This window comes from Pseudomonas sp. MS01C9 (assembly GCF_058202755.1).
The window spans coordinates 1925497-1941092 of record NZ_CM177073.1 but is presented as its reverse complement, the minus strand read 5'-3'; the positions used below and the strand labels follow the sequence as shown (position 1 = coordinate 1941092).

10 protein-coding genes are annotated in these 15596 nt (G+C 61.2%); 7 read left to right on the top strand and 3 right to left on the bottom strand.

The window, feature by feature from the left end:
* Positions 1-8 precede the first annotated feature (8 nt).
* The 4 genes from etfB to AC1M7R_RS08980 all read left to right on the top strand — a co-directional run bounded on the left by etfB (position 9) and on the right by AC1M7R_RS08980 (position 8639).
* Positions 9-779: an electron transfer flavoprotein subunit beta gene (gene etfB, locus AC1M7R_RS08995; RefSeq protein ID WP_072430868.1), complete on the top strand. Its 771-nt coding sequence runs from the start codon at positions 9-11 to the stop codon at positions 777-779.
* A gap of 1103 nt (positions 780-1882) precedes the next feature.
* Complete coding sequence (locus tag AC1M7R_RS08990) at positions 1883-5335, top strand: GMC oxidoreductase (protein ID WP_490610366.1); 3453 nt, start codon at positions 1883-1885, stop codon at positions 5333-5335.
* A gap of 163 nt (positions 5336-5498) precedes the next feature.
* Positions 5499-7367, top strand: coding sequence for a c-type cytochrome (locus AC1M7R_RS08985; protein WP_072390862.1), 1869 nt, complete (start codon positions 5499-5501; stop codon positions 7365-7367).
* A gap of 27 nt (positions 7368-7394) precedes the next feature.
* Complete coding sequence (locus tag AC1M7R_RS08980; RefSeq protein ID WP_072389931.1) at positions 7395-8639, top strand: metallophosphoesterase; 1245 nt, start codon at positions 7395-7397, stop codon at positions 8637-8639.
* Positions 8640-8741: 102 nt separating this feature from the next.
* On the opposite strand, the gene gbca is transcribed toward AC1M7R_RS08980, so the two are convergent.
* Positions 8742-10037 (bottom strand): glycine betaine monooxygenase oxygenase subunit, encoded by a 1296-nt coding sequence (gene gbca, locus AC1M7R_RS08975; protein WP_072389928.1) that lies wholly within the window; start codon positions 10035-10037, stop codon positions 8742-8744.
* Between the two features lie 283 nt (positions 10038-10320).
* Between gbca and gbcB the strand changes: the two genes are divergently transcribed.
* Positions 10321-11421: a glycine betaine monooxygenase reductase subunit gene (gbcB, locus tag AC1M7R_RS08970; protein WP_072389922.1), complete on the top strand. Its 1101-nt coding sequence runs from the start codon at positions 10321-10323 to the stop codon at positions 11419-11421.
* 149 nt (positions 11422-11570) lie between these two features.
* Here gbcB and AC1M7R_RS08965 read toward each other — a convergent pair whose 3' ends face one another.
* Positions 11571-11837 carry a hypothetical protein gene (locus AC1M7R_RS08965; protein WP_072389917.1) on the bottom strand — a complete coding sequence of 89 codons (267 nt, stop codon included), beginning with the start codon at positions 11835-11837 and terminating at the stop codon, positions 11571-11573.
* A 302-nt stretch (positions 11838-12139) separates the two neighbouring features.
* Entirely contained in the window at positions 12140-13180 is a 1041-nt protein-coding gene (locus AC1M7R_RS08960) for a threonine aldolase family protein (RefSeq protein WP_072389913.1), read from the bottom strand.
* Between the two features lie 196 nt (positions 13181-13376).
* On the opposite strand from AC1M7R_RS08960, the gene AC1M7R_RS08955 reads away from it, so the two are divergent.
* Positions 13377-14081 (top strand): TraX family protein, encoded by a 705-nt coding sequence (locus tag AC1M7R_RS08955; protein WP_072389910.1) that lies wholly within the window; start codon positions 13377-13379, stop codon positions 14079-14081.
* Positions 14082-14322: 241 nt separating this feature from the next.
* Positions 14323-15576 (top strand): serine hydroxymethyltransferase, encoded by a 1254-nt coding sequence (gene glyA / locus AC1M7R_RS08950; RefSeq protein WP_072389907.1) that lies wholly within the window; start codon positions 14323-14325, stop codon positions 15574-15576.
* The last annotated feature ends 20 nt before the right edge of the window (positions 15577-15596 follow it).

Here is a 15596-nt window from a genome sequence, read left to right as displayed (position 1 = left end):
ATTCAACCATGACGACTCAAGTGATCAGCCTCGTGTCCATCGGCGCCCACCCTACCTCCGGCCGGCCGAGGCGAGCCGAGCAGGACGCCCGGGCCGTGGAACTGGGCCTGCAACTGGCCGGCAACGACTTGCAAGTGCTGCATGCCGGCGATGTGGCCGAGCCGGCGCTACGCGCTTACCTGGGCATGGGCCTGGACGAGCTTCACGTGCTGGAAAACCCGGCGGGGGCCGACGCACTGCCGGCCCTGACCGATTATCTGCGTGACGCGGCGCCTCAGGTGGTGCTCACCGGCAGCCAGGCGGAAACCGGCGAAGGTTCGGGGATGCTGCCATTCCTGCTGGCTGAGAACCTTGGCTGGCCGCTGGTGGTAGGGCTGGCCCAGGTGGAATCCATCGACAATGGCGTGGCCCTGGTGCTGCAGGCATTGCCCCGTGGCCAGCGACGGCGCCTGAAAGTACGCCTGCCATTCCTGGCCACTGTGGATAACGCGGCGCCCAAGCCCCGCCAGAGTGCCTACGGCCCGGCCCGACGTGGCGCCTTGCATGCCGAGGAAGTCGAGGTGATCGACGACAGCCTGCTCGCGGTGGCAACGCTGCAACCGGCCAAGCCCCGTCCCAAGCGTCTGAAGGTGATCAAGGCCAAGAGCGGCGCCGACCGTATGAAAGCCGCCACGGCCAAGGCCAGTGGCGGAGGCGGGCAGGTACTCAAGGGCGTGAGCCCGGAGGCCGGCGCCGAGGCTATTCTCAAGTTGCTGATAGAGGAAGGGGTTGTTCGCTGAATAAGCGTTCACCCCGACCTGTGGGAGCGAGCCTGCTCGCGATAACGGTCTGTCAGTGAGCGAGGGTGTCCACCGACGGAGCAATATCGCGAGCAGGTTCGCTCACCTGAGTCATACGTTTACTCACAATCCCTGTGCGTGCGCCTGTGGATAACCTGTTCGCCCCTCGCTGAACCCCACGTCAAACAGGCCTTGCGCACCTATGCTCAAAAAATGACCAGTCTAACCTATGGTTTTTATTGGGTTTCCTTGTGCACAGGCGACCCTTATCGTTCATGAGTTGCCCCCAATCTCTGTTGGCGCATTTGTGGATAAGATGTTCGTTATCCTCTGCAAGCCAGGCGCAGCGGTGCTTGCGCGGATTTGATCAATAAATGATCAATTCCTGTTCGACCGTGAAAAACTCTCCGGAAAACCGCGTTTTATCCCCGGTCGATGCGCTTTTCCACAGTTACGTCAAAATTACCCCCAAACGCTGTTGGCGCTTCTGTGGATAAGGTGTTCGTTTCGCCCTGGAGGCCTTGCGCGGCAAGGCGTTCAGGTTATTGCTTAAAAAACGATCAACTGGCCTGAAATCGCTCATCGTTCGTAACCTGCGGATTTTTATTCACTTTTCACTCAAGCAATTTCCGCCATGCGCGAGAGTTGTCCCCATTAGCTGTGGGCGGTCATGTGGATAACTTGTTCGCGAAAGGCTAGATCCCGCGGCTTATATAGTGCGAAACGCGATAGATCAAATTTCATACAGTTCTAAGGGCGTGCCTTGACGTGGGACCGTGGTCTGTCTTCACTCCAATGGCACAAGGACATCGCCTCGTCTTATCCACATCTGGTTCAGGGAGAACACATGATGGATAGCCCGCCCTCGCGCTTCTATTCAATTGCACCCTTGATCCGCGTTCAGATGCCTTGCGCTGTGTCGCCAAGGCGCAGCCGTCGCCGCGTCGTCAACCAGCGTGCCCGCCTATAGCGCCCGGTTTCTTCCCCGTTCCACACCGCTGACTGTCGCTCGACTCCCCCGAGGAGAGTGGCCAGGCGCTCGTGCGCCCGAATGAAATGACAGGCAACCGCAGAGTTGCCCTTCTGCCTGAGAGGACTTTGACATGACACGGATCTCGACCCCCATCAGCGAAATCAAGGAGCATTACGACGTTATCGTCATCGGTTCCGGCTACGGCGGCGGCATTGCCGCGTCGCGCCTGTCCCGGGCCGGGCGCAAGGTGTGCCTGCTGGAGCGGGGCCGGGAAATACAGCCCGGCGAATATCCCAACACCATGCTCGCGGCCACGCAGGAGCTGCAGGTCCATGACCCGGACGGTCACATCGGCTCGCGTACCGGGCTGTTCGACCTGCACGTCAATGCACAGCAGAACGTCGTGGTCGGTTGCGGCCTGGGCGGCACGTCGCTGATCAATGCCAACGTCTCGCTGGAACCGGAGCCTGGCGTCTTCGAGGATCCGCGCTGGCCCCAGGCGGTGCGTGAACACCGCGACACACTGCTCAAGGATGGCTATGCAAGGGCTCGCGAAATGCTCAAGCCCAACGCCTACCCGGCATCGGAGCCGAACCTGCCCAAGCTCGACGCTCACGGCAAATCTGCCGATTACCTCAAGCAAGGGGCCCATTTCTACAAGCCTCCGATCAACGTGACATTCGACAAGCTGCCCAACAACCTCAACCACGTGGGCGTCGAACAGCTTCCATGCAACGGCTGTGGCGATTGCGTTTCCGGTTGTAACAACAAGGCCAAGAACACCACCCTGATGAATTACCTGCCGGACGCCTGGAACCATGGCGCGGAGATTTTCTGCCAGGCCGAGGTGCGACACCTGGAGCGCGACGGCAACGGCTGGATCGTGCATTTCCAGTACCTGGACAGTGGCCGCGAATTGTTTAGCGCACCGACTCTGTTCGTGCGCGCCGACATCGTGGTGGTGTCCGCCGGCACCCTGGGCACCACCGAGATCATGCTGCGTTCCCGGGACAAGGGCTTGTCGATGTCCAATCAGTTGGGCGAGAACATGAGCGGCAACGGCGACATCCTCGGGTTCGGCCACAACTGTGACCAGGCCATCAACGGCATCGGCTTCGGCGCCCACTCGGCCAAGGAGTTGGATCCGGTGGGGCCGTGCATCACCTCGATCATCGACATGCGCACCGAGGGCGACTGGCGCAGCCGCATGGTCATCGAGGAAGGCTCGATCCCTGGCGCCCTCGGCCGGCCCATGGTGCCGAGCATGGCAGCGTTTGCCGGGATGATCGGCGTGCCTACCGACACAGGCTTGGGGGCCGATCTCAAATACAAGGGGCGTGAAGCCGAGAGCTTCCTGCGCGGTCCCTATTACGGCGCGCTGCATAACATGCAGACCTACCTGATCATGAGCCACGACAATGGCAAGGGCCGCATGCTGCTCGACAGCAAGGATCAGTTGCGCATCGACTGGCCCGGTGTCGGCGAGCAGGAAAACGTCACCCTGGGCAACGAGCGCCTGCACCAGTGCACCAAGGCACTGGGCGGGATCTGGGTCGAAAACCCGATCTGGACCAAGCTGCTCAAGCACAGCATTGTCTCGGTCCACCCCTTGGGCGGTTGCGTCATGGGCGAAGATGCCACCCAGGGCGTGGTCAACCACAAGGGCCAGGTGTTCAGTGGCACCAGCGGCACGGATGTCCACCCGGGCCTGTATGTGGCCGATGGCGCGGTGATCCCGACGTCCCTGGCGGTCAACCCGTTGCTGACCATCTCGGCGGTGAGCGAGCGCAACATGGGGTTGCTGGCGGCCGATCATGGCTGGCAGATCGATTACACCCTGTCTTCGGCTCCGCGCAAACCGGTGGCGGCACCGACCCTCGGGGTACAGTTCACCGAAACCATGAAGGGCTACTTTTCCACGGCGTTCACCCAGCCCCAGGGCACGGACCTGACGCTCTACGAAGCGGCGGCCAAGCGCGGCAAGGCGGACAACTCGCCCATCGAGTTCACCCTGACCATCACCGCCGACGATTTAAACCGTCTGATCAAGGAGCCGGAGCACGCCGCGACATTGGTGGGCACCCTGGACGCGCCGCTGCTTTCGCCCCAGCCGCTGGTAGCCAGCAACGGGGTGTTCAACCTGTTCGAGCAATACCAGGAACAGGTGGGCGTGCGCCACATGAACTACGACATGAAGCTGACCGCCGAGGACGGCAGCGATTATTACTTCAGCGCCTTCAAGACCGTACCCGAGGACAACGGGGTGTTGAACATCTGGCATGACACCAGCACGCTCTACGTCACGCTCTACCGCGGGCCGGACAAGACCGGCGCGGTGATCGGCTCGGGAGTGATGCACATCCAGCCGGCCGATTTCGCCAAGCAGATGACCACCATGAAGGTGCTCAATGCCCGCAACGAGCGCGAACGTGTCGAGGCTCTTGCGCGGTTCGGCAAGTTCTTCGCCGGTATCCTGTGGGAAAGCTATGGCGGGGTGTTCGCCGGCGACATCTACTTCAACCCGGACGCGCCGCCGCGCACCAAGCGCCCGCTGGACGCGCCGGCGCCGACGGTGCATTTCTTCCAGACCGAAGACAGCGTCGAGCTGCGCCTGACCCGCTACCAGGCCGGCAGCAAGGGCCCGGTGATGCTGGTTCATGGCCTGGGCGTGGGCTCGAATATCTTCTCCACCGACACCATCCACACCAATTTGCTGGAGTACCTGTGCAAGCACGGGTACGACGTCTGGCTGCTGGACCTGCGGGTAAGCATCCTGCTGCCCGCCAGCAAGCGTGAATGGAACGGCGACCAGGTGGCCCGGTACGACTTCAAGGCCGCCATCGAGCAGATCCAGCAAGCGACCCTGGCTCGGGACGTGCAATGCGTGGTGCATTGCTACGGCGCGACGACCTTCTTCATGTCGATGCTGGCCGGCTTGCAGGGGGTGCGCTCGGTGGTCTGTTCACAGATCGCCGCCGATACGGTGGTCGCCACGGCCACCGGCCTGAAGGCTGGCCTGCATCTGCCTGGCATGCTCGACGCCATCGGCATCAAGTCTCTCACCGCCTACGCCGATACCAAGGAGAACTGGTTCAACAGGCTCTACGACAAGGCACTCAACGGCTATGCCCGGATCGAGGCCCAGGGCTACTGCACCAACCCGGTCTGCCACCGCATCACGTTCATGTATGCGTCGCTGTATCGCCACGACACCCTCAACGAAACCCTGCACGACAACCTGCATGAATTGTTCGGCGAGTCGAACATGCACACCTTCGAGCACCTTGCCCTGATCGTGCGCAAGGGGCACCTGGTGGACTTCAAGGGCAACGACGTCTACATGCCGCATTTCGACCGGCTGAAGCTGCCGATCTGCTTCATCAGCGGTGCCGACAACCAGTGCTACCTGCCACAGAGCACCCTCAAGACCTACCAGCGGTTGTGCGAGATGCACGATCCGCAGCTGTTCAGCCGTCATGAGGTGCCGGGCTACGGTCATATCGACTGCATCTTCGGCAAGGACGCGGTGGTGGATGTGTATCCGATCATTCTTGAGCACCTGGAGAAGACCGCCCTCGGCTGACGCAAGGCCCAGTCGTCTGCATCGCCAGCAAGCTCGCTCCCACAGGGGGCCATGTGCCGCTGATTTTGTGCGCGCCACACATTCAGTGTGGGAGCGAGCTTGCTCGCGATAGCGATCGCTAGAGCGCTGCATATCGTGAGTCAAGAATAAGGAAATGGATGCCATGAACAGTTACATCCGCTGGTTCCAACGCATCATCTGGGTGGGGATCGTCATGAACATGGTGTTCGCGATTCCGGCGCTGTTCGCGCCGGCGTTGCTGACATCCATGCTTGGCTTGCCGCCCGTGCTGTCCGATCCATGGCTGGAGAACACCGGCATGCTGCTGGTGGGGATCAGCCTGTTCTATATGCCCTCGGGGTTCAATGCGCCGCGTTTCGTGGTTCATTCGTGGCTGTGCGTGCTGTCGCGGTTGGTGGCGGTGGTGTTCTGGATCTACCTGATCAACACCAATGACCAGGGGCCATTGTTCGTCCCCATGCTGATGGGCGACCTGAGCATGTTCCTCGTGCTGGGCATCCTGCTGTACCTGGGCAGCCCGGTCGCCAATCGGCCCATGGCCCTGCTCTGCGCCGGCTGGCGAGACTGGCGCGCGGGCTGGGCGCGGCGCTGGCAAAGCCATGGCTTCAAGGTCGGTGCGCTGGTGGTGGTGCTGGTGCTGGGTTTCGTCGGTTACCAGACCTGGTACCAGATGATCCGGGAGGTGCCGCAGCCGGACTTCGCCTCCGACGAAGACCACTACAAATATGCCGCCATCGGCCTGGGGATCGAGGCGCGGATTCCCTACTATCTGTTTGCCGTGCTGCCTCAGATGTGTCCGGAGAAAATGCCCAGGCCCGGTGGCTACGAGGTGTTCGGCTTTCTCTATGAAAACGGCAACGACCTGCCCATCGGCATGGCCAAGCGGCAGTTGGGGTATCCCACCGTGGAACCGAACTGCGCCCTGTGCCACACCGGCTCTTACCGGGCCAATGCCACGGATGTCGCGGTTCCGGTCGCCACTGCGCCGGCCAATACCCTGCAGCTGCAAGCCTTCCAATGGTTCGCCTACGATTGCGCCAGTGACCCGAAATTCACCGCGGATGCGGTGATGGCGGCGATCAATGGCAAGTTCCAACTGGGTTTTTTCGAAAAGCTGTACAACCGCTACCTGATCATTCCGATGGCCAAGAGTGCGTTGCTCAAGCAGAAGCAGGCCTACGCCTGGCAGAAACTGCGCCCGGCCCAGGGGCCGGGCCGGACCGACACTTTCAACCCGACCAAAATGGTGGTGTTCGGCTTCCCGGATGACTCAACCATTGGCACCGTGGACCTGCCGCAGGTCTGGAACCAGAAGCCTCGCGAGTCGCTTTACCTGCACTGGGACGGCAATAACAACAATATCCATGAGCGCAATTACGCCGCGGCCATGGCCGTGGGCGCGACGCCGCAATCGGTACTGCCGCCGAGCTTCAACCGGGTGACCAATTGGCTGCTGGGGCACAAGGCGCCCGCCTGGCCGTTCGCCCTGGACCAGGCGAAAGTCGCCCAAGGTAAGCCGATATGGGAGCAGAACTGCGCCGGTTGCCACGACTTCGGCCGCACCGACACGGGCCAGGTCACCACCAACATCGACCAGTTGGGCACCGACCCTCATCGCCTGAACTCCTTCACCACCGGCCTGGTGGCGGCGTTCCACGGCTTCAAGAAGCCGCCGTTCGACTTCGGCGCCTACCGCAAGACCCAGAGCTACAGCAACACACCCACCGATGGCGTCTGGCTGCGAGCGCCATACCTGCACAACGGTTCGGTGCCGACCCTGTGGGACTTGCTGCAGCCGCCGGAACAGCGTCCGCAAGTGTTCTACACCGGCTCGGACATCTATGACCAGGAGAAAGTGGGCTTCATCACCAGCGGTGAGCAGATGAAGGCAACGGCGGACTTCAAGTACGACACCCGCCTGGAGGGCAACCACAACGGTGGCCACTTGTATGGCACGCAACTGTCGGACGCCGACAAGCGGGCCTTGATCGAATTCATGAAAACCCTGTGATCCAGGGCACTGCGAAGGAGCGTTCACATGTCATTACTGCATCATTGGGAACATGAGTTCGACAAGGTCAAGGTCCGCCTGCACGGGTTGGTCACGCGACTGGAAATGTCCTGGAAAAAACTCGTCAACGACCTGGAACCCGAGGAGTTCCAGGCCATCGTCAAGCTCTTGCAACGCGGCCACGACCAGGCACGGCATGTCATCGAGCATGGTGATCTGGCGGATGACGAGCCTGCCGTGCCGTGGGAGCTGGCCCACGGCCTGTCGATCCTGAAGCTTGGCAATGCCACGCCGTTGCCGCAAAGCGAGGATGAATTGCCGACCCGGGTCCTCAAGGACGGCACGTTGCTGGGCTGCCGTAAATGGGAGCTGCTGGATCTGCTGTGGAGCGAGGCGTTGCTCAAGTGGATCGAAAACCTGCGCCACCATGCGACCTTCGCCACCAACCCGGCGCTGGTGAAAATGGACCGCGACGTGGTGCTGGCCATCGCCGGCGACTGGGGGACCGGTCCCTTCGACAGCCATGCGCCGGCGGTGGCCGTCGCCAACCAGATGCAGCTGGCCCAGGCCGATTTCACCATCCATCTTGGGGATGTCTATTACGCCGGCACCCATTCCCAGGAAGACGTCGACATGGCCGGCTGGCCCCAGGGCAAGCATGGCGCCTTCACCCTCAATTCCAACCACGAGATGTACAGCGGCGCCCACGGTTATTTCAAGGAACTGGCCAAGCGGTTCCCGGTGCAACAGGGCACCAGCTACTTTGCCTTGTACAACGACGACTGGCTGGTGGTCGGCCTGGACACCGCCTACGCTTCCGACGCCATGAACCTGTACATGGATGGCACCCTCAACACCCAGCAGATCGACTGGATGAAAAGCCTGCCCAAGCGCAAGAAACTGATGGTGCTCAGCCATCATCAGGGTTTCGATATCAGCGGGCATCATCAGACCGCGCTTTACCAACCGGTCTGCGACGCCCTTGGGCGCGAGCCCGACTATTGGTATTGGGGGCATCTGCACAACGGCATCTGCTACGCGCCTCAGGGCGGATTGCATGCGCGCTGCGCCGGGCACGGAGCGATTCCCTACGGCACTACCAGCGAACTGAACGGGCATGCCCGGGTGCTGTGGTCGGAGACGGAGCTTGCGGGCGATCCGGCGTATCCGGAGCGGGTGTTGAACGGGTACGTGAAGGTGCGGCTGGTGGGGGAGGAGATCGAAGAGACGTTTTATGGGGAGGATGGGTCGGTGCGGTGGTCTTCGAAGTAATCAGGTGAATGTCGGGCCGCTATCGCGAGCAAGCTCGCTCCCACAGGTTGTGTGAACAACACAGAACCCCTGTGGAGCGAACTTGCTCGCGATGCTCCTGACTCAACCCTGGACCGGAACGCCCTTGAGGTACGGCGCAGGCTCGGCCCCCAGGTTGTTGAGCATACGCTCGCTGTACCAGTCCACGAAGTTCACCACGCCGAACTCATAGGTCTTGGAGTACGGGCCTGGCTGGTAGGCGGTGGAGTTGATGCCGCGCTGGTTCTCTTCGGCCAGGCGACGGTCCTGGTCGTTGGTGGCGTCCCAGACCTGGCGCATGCGCTCCACGTCGTAATCCACGCCTTCGACCGCGTCCTTGTGCACCAGCCACTTGGTGGTGACCATGGTTTCCTGGGCGCTGATGGGCCACACGGTGAACACGATCATGTGGTCGCCCATGCAGTGGTTCCAGGAGTGCGGCAGGTGCAGGATGCGCATCGAGCCCAGGTCCGGGTTCTTGATGCGACCCATCAGCTTGGCGCAGCCTTGCTTGCCGTCCATGGTCATCGACACGGTGCCCTTGAGCAGCGGCATGCGCACGATACGGTTGCGCAGGCCGAAGCTCTTGTGAGCGTAAGGAATCTTCTCGGCTTCCCAGGCCGCGGCGGAATCGGCCACATGGTCCTTGAACGCCTGGTCGGCCCGTGGGTCGGTGACGTCGTCCCATTCCAGCAGGGTCTTGAGCAGTTCAGGATGCGAACCGCCGCAGTGGTAGCACTCGCGGTTGTTTTCCAGTACCAGTTTCCAGTTGGCTTTTTCCATCAAGGTGGTTTGCACCGCCACCTTGGTGTTTTCCATGTCGTAGGGTTCCATGTAGTGGTTCAGGGTCGACAGGAAGTCATCGATGGCCGGTGGGTTCTCCGCCAGGCTGATAAAGATATAGCCGCCGGCGGTCTTCACGTTCACTGGCTTGAGGCCGTACTGCTTCATGTCGAAGTCGGCGCCCATTTCGGTGCCGGCGAACAGCAGGCGGCCGTCGAGCTCGTAGGTCCACTGGTGGTAATGGCAGACCAGTTTGGCGACCTTGCCCTTGTCGCTGGTGCACAGGCGTGAGCCACGGTGGCGGCAGACGTTATGGAAGGCGTGGACTACACCGTCGGCGCCACGAATCACGATGATCGGGTTCTTGCCTACCTGCAGGGTCAGGTAGTTGCCCTTGGTCGGGATCTCGCAGGTCATGCCGGCGATCAACCATTCCTTCTGGAAGATCTCCTGCATGTCGATGTCGAACAGGCGCTCGTCGCAATAGAACGGCTGCGGCAGCGAGAACGTGCGCTCGCGTTCCTGCAGCATCTTCGCGGTAGCCTTGCGTGCGGGTTCCAGCGGATCGCCCAGGCTCAGGGTTGTGGTCACGTCCATCGTTTTATCCTCATGGCCATCTGTGTGGCCGGCGAAATATGGCTAATCGGTTGTGCTACGCAAGGCAGAAAACGTTGTTTGTCTGTTGGGGCGAGTGTGGGGCCGCGCAGGGCCGGAACCTTATCCATGGGCGACATGGCCCAATCTGTTCCCGACGCGCAAGCCCCGGTGGTTGGGGGCTGGTCGCGATAAGTACGTGGATGTCGCGAATAGGTAAACGACGCTTTCGGCGCCTGCGCACAATCGCCACCATGAAGGCCGGCAGTCGGCCGTGGAGATCAGTATGTCCAATAATTTCCTGAACCCGGTCACCACCCAGACCTGGGCCAATGGCCGACATATCGTGCGTTGCGTCAAAGTCATCCAGGAAACCTGGGATGTACGCACCTTCTGCTTCATGGCCGACCAGCCGATCATGTTCTTCTTCAAGCCGGGACAGTTCGTGACCCTGGAGCTGGAGATCGAAGGCCAGCAGGTCATGCGTTCCTACACCATCTCCAGCTCGCCGTCGGTGCCCTACAGCTTTTCGGTGACCATCAAGCGTGTGCCGGGAGGCAAGGTTTCCAACTGGCTGCACGACACCTTGCACGAAGGCCAGGAGCTGGCGGTACACGGGCCGGTGGGACTGTTCAATGCCATCGATTTCTCTGCCCCGAAGGTGCTCTACCTCAGCGGCGGCGTCGGCATTACGCCAGTGATGTCCATGGCGCGCTGGTACTACGACACCAACGGCAACGTCGACATGGTGTTCATCCACAGCGCCCGTTCGCCCAAGGACATCATCTATCACCGCGAGCTGGAGCACATGGCGTCGCGGATCGACAACTTCAGCCTGCACCTGATCTGCGAGAAACACGGTCTGGGCGAGCCGTGGGCGGGTTATCGCGGTTACCTGAACCACAAGATGCTGGAACTGATGGCGCCTGACTTCCTTGAGCGCGAAGTGTTCTGCTGCGGCCCGACGCCGTACATGAACGCGGTCAAGCGCCTGCTGGAAAATGCCGGCTTTGACATGAAGCGTTATCACGAGGAGTCCTTCGGGGCCACGCCGCCGGAAGCCCGTGCCGACGCGGTGGAGCAGGCCGAACAGGCCGCCGAGGCGCCGGAAGTCGATGCGGCGGACCTGCACCTGGTGGAGTTCACCTCCTCGGGCAAGAGCATTCGCGTGGCGCCGGGCGAAACCGTCCACGCCGCTGCTGCCAAGCTCGGCATGATGATCCCCAAGGCCTGTGGCATGGGCATCTGTGGTACCTGCAAAGTGTTGAAACTGGGCGGGGAAGTGGAGATGGATCACAACGGCGGTATCACCGAGGACGACGAAGCCGAAGGTTACATCCTGTCGTGCTGCAGCGTGCCGAAGGGGGATGTGCGGATCGACTTCTGATCCGGGACCGGCGCGGGGGGACGCTCCGCGTGCGAACCTAGATGCTTGGGGATAGGCGAAGAGGGCGCGAGACAGGTGGGAATAGTCGATACATGTGCGTTAATCGTTCCCACGCAGAGCTTGGGAACGATTATAAAGATCACAGCATTTCAAGCGGCCGATTCCCCCAGTTTTTTACTACCGACCGGAGCACGGCGCTCAATTACATAAAAATGAAGATGCCATTCATTTTGGTTGGTGTCGTACCATAATGTTTTCTCTTCTATGGTTCCGAAGCGAAGCCGATTCTCGATCGTGAGGTTAATAAAGTTCCCGATGTCTGCACCCAGAAAGAGCTCACGATTTTTATCGGTGGTGGGTATGGAATAACCGCTGGCATCGTCGAATGCAATTGATATGTATAAATACTGGTCCATGTCGAGTTACCTGTTGTGGAATCAATTCATTAAAGGTTTTTTCTCACCCCTATCGAAACTTCTGAGCGTTTACTGCCTGTCTCATCGTTCAAGGCCAGATGGATCTTATTTCGGAAAACGGAGGGTGTCTGCTGTCAGACTTGACAGTAGAAATGACATGGCTTTTATGATCGTTCCCATGCTCATGCGTGGGAATGAAGCCCGTGACGCTCTGCGTCCCTTCCAAGAGCCGAACGCGGAGCGTCCGTAGAGGGCGTTCCCACACAGAGCGTGGGAACGATCAGCGGTCTTGAGAGTGTTTTTTAGTGGGACATGACGTCGCGAATATCCGCCGCCAATTCCCGCACTCGCGCCTCTTCGGTATCCCAGGAGCACATGAAGCGTGCGCCGCCCTTGCCGATGAAGGTGTAGAAGCGCCAGCCGCGGGCGGTGAGGGCGGCGATGGCAGGTTCCGAGAGTTGCAGGAAGACGCCGTTGGCCTGGACCGGGAACATCAGTTCCACGCCGGGAATGTCGCTCACCAGCTGTGCCAGCAATTGCGCGCAGCGGTTGGCGTGGCGAGCGTGCTTGAGCCAGGCGTCGTCCTGCAGCAGGCCGACCCAGGGGGCGGACAGGAAGCGCATCTTCGAGGCCAGTTGCCCGGCCTGTTTGCAGCGGTAATCGAAGTCTTCGGCCAGGTCGTGATTGAAAAACAGGATCGCTTCGCCCACCGCCATACCGTTTTTCGTGCCGCCGAAGCACAACACGTCCACGCCCGCTTTCCAGGTCAGGTCCGCTGGCGAGCAGCCGAGGAAGGCGCAGGCATTGGAAAAGCGAGCGCCGTCCATGTGCAGGTTCAGCCCCAGCTCCTTGCAGGTGATGCTGATGGCGCGGATTTCCTCCGGTGTATAGACGCTGCCGACTTCCGTAGCCTGGGTCAGGGTCACGACCCGCGGCTTGGGGTAGTGGATGTCCTGGCGCTTGAGGGCGATCTCGCGAATCGAGTCGGGGGTCAGCTTGCCGTTTTCGGTGCGCGCCAGCAGCAGCTTGGATCCGTTGGAAAAGAACTCCGGCGCACCGCATTCGTCGGTTTCGACGTGGGCGGTTTCCGAACAGATCACGCTGTGGTAACTCTGGCACAGCGAGGACAGTGCCAGGGAATTGGCCGCGGTACCGTTGAATGCGAAGAACACTTCGCAGTCGGTTTCGAACAGAGAGCGGAAATCATCCGCCGCGCGATGGGTCCACTCATCGTCGCCGTAGGCGCGCTGGTGACCCTGGTTGGCTTCTTCCATGGCGGCCCAGGCTTCGGGGCAAATGCCGGAATAGTTGTCGCTGGCGAACTGTTGACTCTTGTCGGTCATGGCCTTGCTCCTGAAATAGAGAGTCCTGGATAAAGAGATCCCTGGCAGGACTCCCGGGTGAGGAAGTCCGGTGGTTCGGCGTGCTTTGGTGCGCAGCGCCGTGGTCGATCATGGTGCGCACTTTACCCAAGAATGATGGGGGAACACACCGGATGTTTCGGTCTGGAAATCACAATGCGGCCGTGGCGTGGCGCGGATGAGTCGGCGTGATACGGCGCTGGATCTGCTCAAGTGGCTGGCACTGTTGGCGATGGTGCTCGATCATCTGCGATATGTCGGTTACTCCGCCGATTGGCTCTACGTGCCCGGGCGCCTGGCTTTTCCCTGGTTCTGCCTGGCGATGGCGGCGAACCTGGCGCGCAGGGGTGCCAGCGCTGCTCCATGGCGGTACCTGGGCTGGCTGCTGCTATTCAGTGCCGTCAGCGAAATCCCCTACCGCTTGTTCATTCCTGATCCCGCCACCCTGAATGTGATGCCAACCCTGGTGCTGGGATTGTTGGTGGCGCGCTGTTGGCAAACGCCGAGCCTGGAGGCGCGAGGCCTGGCAGTGATGGCGCTGCTGTTGGCGGCGCTGTTTTCGTCGCAGTTGATGTTCGGTTTCTTTGGTGTGCTGCTGCCGCTGGCAATGTTGCTGGTATTCAAGCGTCCCTTGTACATGGCGTTGTTGCCGGGGCTGGTATGTCTGGCGGCCAACCAATGGCGGGTGCTGTATGGCGCGGCGTGGCTGGGGGATGCGGTGGCCATCTGGGGGCTGGTGGCTTGCCTGATCGCGCCATGGCTTGGACAGGTACTTTTGCGACATGCCGGTCGTTTTCATCCGCCGGCGATGCGGCGTTGGGCCTATGGTCTGTATCCCGCGCATTTCCTGGTTTTGCTCGCGGTTCGCCACCTGTCGGCCTGAACAGAACCCTGCGGCCAGGGATTTATCTGTGGCGAGGGGATATATCCCCTCGCCACAAGGATCCTGTCTCCAGTCCAAACAGGACCGTGTCTGTTCCTATGTCGTAAACGCACCTTTGCGTGGCGTCCATAGGCATTTGACCTGCCTGCGCCAGCCATACCATCGCATCCAAAGGGCACTGTCGAACGGACGGTGCCTCACCAAGACAACAAGGCGCACCACCGCCGCTGGGAGAGACGCGATGTTCAGCAAGCAAGACCAGATCCAGGGTTACGACGATGCACTGCTGGCGGCGATGAACGCCGAGGAGCAACGCCAGGAAGATCACATCGAACTGATCGCGTCGGAGAACTACACCAGCAAGCGTGTGATGCAGGCCCAGGGCAGTGGCCTGACCAACAAGTACGCCGAAGGCTATCCGGGCAAGCGCTACTACGGTGGCTGCGAGCACGTCGACAAGGTCGAGGCCCTGGCCATCGAACGCGCCAAGCAACTGTTCGGCGCCGATTACGCCAACGTCCAGCCGCACTCCGGCTCGTCGGCCAACAGCGCCGTCTACCTGGCCCTGCTGCAGGCCGGCGACACTATCCTGGGCATGAGCCTGGCCCATGGCGGTCACCTGACCCACGGCGCCAAGGTGTCGTCCTCGGGCAAGCTCTACAACGCAGTGCAGTACGGCATCGACACCACCACCGGCCTGATCGACTACGACGAAGTCGAGCGCCTGGCGGTCGAGCACAAGCCGAAAATGATCGTCGCCGGTTTCTCGGCCTACTCCAAGACCCTGGACTTCCCGCGTTTCCGTCAGATCGCCGACAAGGTCGGTGCCCTGTTGTTCGTCGACATGGCCCACGTCGCCGGCCTGGTGGCCGCCGGTCTGTACCCCAATCCGCTGCCTTATGCCGACGTGGTCACGACCACCACCCACAAGACCCTGCGTGGTCCGCGTGGCGGCCTGATCCTGGCCAAGGCCAACGAAGAGATCGAGAAGAAGCTCAACGCCGCGGTGTTCCCGGGCGCCCAGGGCGGCCCGCTGATGCATGTGATCGCCGGCAAGGCGGTGTGCTTCAAGGAAGCGCTGGAGCCAGGCTTCAAGGCTTACCAGCAGCAAGTGATCGAGAACGCCCAGGCCATGGCTGGCGTGTTCATCAAGCGCGGCTACGATGTAGTGTCCGGTGGTACCGATAACCACCTGTTCCTGGTCAGCCTGATCCGCCAGGGCCTGACCGGCAAGGACGCCGATGCCGCCCTGGGCCGTGCCCATATCACCGTCAACAAGAATGCCGTGCCGAACGACCCGCAGTCGCCCTTCGTGACCTCGGGCCTGCGCATCGGCACCCCGGCGGTGACCACGCGCGGCTTCAAGGTCTCCCAATGCGTGACGCTGGCCGGCTGGATCTGCGACATCCTCGATAACCTCGGCGATGCCGATGTCGAGGCCAACGTGGCCCAGCAAGTGGCGGCGCTGTGCGCGGACTTCCCGGTTTATCGCTGAGTCGGTTTTGGAGTAATGAC